Raw genomic sequence first — 2,386 nt, forward strand, 5'->3', positions numbered from 1 at the left:
GGCGTTTACGGTCTTTCGGGTGCCGACCAATCGGCGCATCAATGGTGCTGCCCGCCACGGGTTTGCCAATCACCACCGCATCGTATTGACGCGAAACGGTACGCGCCTGAAGTTGCTCCACCAGGACTGTTTGGGCTGGCAGGGTTTTGGCGACCATCATCAGCCCGGTAGTATCTTTATCCAAACGGTGGACGATCCCCGCGCGCGGCACCTCCGCCAGTGTGGGGTGATGATGCAGTAGCGCATTGAGCAAAGTGCCATCCGGGTTGCCCGCCGCCGGATGCACGACCATGCCCGCTGCCTTGTTGATGACGATGACGTCATCGTCTTCGTAGACGATGTCCAGCGCAATGTCCTGGGGCTCGAAACGCGTGTCCTCTTCGATGGTCGCGTTGAGCGTCAGCACTTCATGGCCGTGCAGTTTGGCTTTCGGCTTGACCTTGGCACCATCGACGGTGAGCTCACCGGCGTTGATCCACGCTTTCAAGCGCTCGCGGGAGTAATCGCTGAACAACTCCGCCGCCGCTTGGTCCAAACGTGCACCAGCTAATGATGCGGGCACCCGCTGCGTGGCTTCAACAATACGAGACATGAATAACCTCTCTAAGACGCTAACCGCCCAACTGCGTCACATAATACGCTTAACGTGTCGCTAAGCCTGCGTTTTGCGTCTAGGTGTTTTATAGTGGGCTAACTGCGACCTATTCTACCATTTCTACTTATGGCCATCGTCGCTTTTCGGTGATTGAGGCTTGTTTGCAACGAGGATGATGATGCGCGTTTTTTCCGCTGCCAACCGCTTTGGCGCCCTAGCCTTGAGCCTTGCCCTCCTGGCGGGCTGCGCTAGCAACGACACGACCCCGGAAGAGGAAGATGAGTTTGCGGGGGTACAAGAGCGCGAGCTGTATGAGCTGGCACGCACCGCACTCGATAGCAACCGCTTCCCGATTGCTATCGAGCGCCTTGAAGCCCTGGATACCCGTTATCCGTTTGGCCCTCACGCCGAACAGGCTCAGCTCGAACTGATTTACGCCTACTACGAAAACAGCAACTGGGAAGAGGCGCGGGCGGCTGCCAGCCGCTTCATTCGTTTACATCCCGATCATCCTCAGGTCGACTATGCCTATTACCTCCGCGGGCTAGCCGCTTGGCAGGCGGGCCGCTTTAGTCTGGAACGCTTGCGCCTGATTGATATTTCCAAGCGTAACCTGGGCGCCTCGCGGGATGCCTACAACGATTTCCGCGAGCTGATTCAGCGCTTCCCACAGAGCCAATATGCGCCGGATGCCCAGCAACGCATTGTTTATCTGCGTGAGCTATTAGCCCGCCATGAACTGCATGTGGCTGACTACTACCTGCGCCGCGGTGCTTTCTTGGCCGCCGTTGAGCGGGGCCGCTGGGTCATCGAAAATTACCCAGAGTCCAGCGCCACCCGTGATGCGCTAGCCACGATGGTGGAGGGCTATCAAGGCTTAGGCATGGACGACCGCGCCCGCGAGGTGCTCACTGTATTGCGCGAAAACGCGCCGGATCACGAGCAGCTTCAAAACGGCCGCTTTACGCCCAAACATGGCAACAGCGATTAAGCGTTGAATCAGGCCACTAGCGGCCGCCACGTTTAAGCTGTACACCCCATGCATCAATAAAACCACGCTTCGGCGTGGTTTTTTCGTTTACGCCTAATAAAAACTTATTTAACAGAAGCTTAAAAAAGCCAGACAATACCAATAATCATACACATGTTGTACAAATTATTATCCAAGCGCTACTATCACCTCTGCCTAACATAATAAAGCGTCTGCACGGCGCCTAAGGAGCCTCACTGAATGCTGTCCCTGATGAAACGACTCTCTGGAACAAAAATAAGTACCCGCCTTGCCGTCGGGTTCTCTATTCTGCTAGCACTACTTGTACTGTTAACTGCCGCAGGTATTCTCCAAGTCAACCAAATAGACCGAGGATTGACGCAGATCAACGATGTACACGGCGAAAAGCAAGGCTACGCCGTTGATATGCGCGGCAGCGTTCACGACCGAGCAATCACGCTACGCGATATCGTGATCACCGCTGGTGATGGAATGCTCAGTGGTCTTCAAGCGGATATGCGTCGACTTGAAGACGCCTATCAGGTAGCCACAAGCGGTATGGAGCAAATTAACCAAAACACCACCGCTTCTGCTGAAGAACAGCGCCTACTCTCACTCATCGCTGAACAGGCCACTACCGCTACCAACCTCACGGAGCAAGTGCTTACCGCTCGTGAAGCAAGTAGCAACGTACAGGCACAAGCACTTTTATTAAAACAAGCGGGGCCGGCTTACACCGAATGGCTCAACCGCATCAATCAGTTTATTGATCTCCAAGAGCAGATTAATAACGCTATAAC

Annotated in this window: 3 protein-coding genes; 2 read left to right on the forward strand and 1 reads right to left on the reverse strand. The window is 54.8% G+C overall.

What is annotated here, in order from left to right; genetic code table 11:
* A partial coding sequence (locus BIS10_RS18360; RefSeq protein WP_253507595.1) for a pseudouridine synthase occupies positions 1-592 on the reverse strand: 592 nt, incomplete at its 3' end.
* Positions 593-773: 181 nt separating this feature from the next.
* Here BIS10_RS18360 and BIS10_RS18365 point away from each other — a divergent pair.
* The gene (locus tag BIS10_RS18365; protein WP_253507597.1) at positions 774-1,586 is read left to right on the forward strand and encodes an outer membrane protein assembly factor BamD; all 813 of its coding nucleotides are present in this window, start codon (positions 774-776) and stop codon (positions 1,584-1,586) included.
* Positions 1,587-1,826: 240 nt separating this feature from the next.
* Positions 1,827-2,386 (forward strand): MCP four helix bundle domain-containing protein (locus BIS10_RS18370; RefSeq protein WP_253507600.1); only part of this gene is annotated, 560 nt, incomplete at its 3' end.

The sequence above is a fragment of the Halomonas sp. 707B3 genome, assembly GCF_024158645.1.
Lineage (GTDB): Bacteria > Pseudomonadota > Gammaproteobacteria > Pseudomonadales > Halomonadaceae > Vreelandella > Vreelandella lionensis.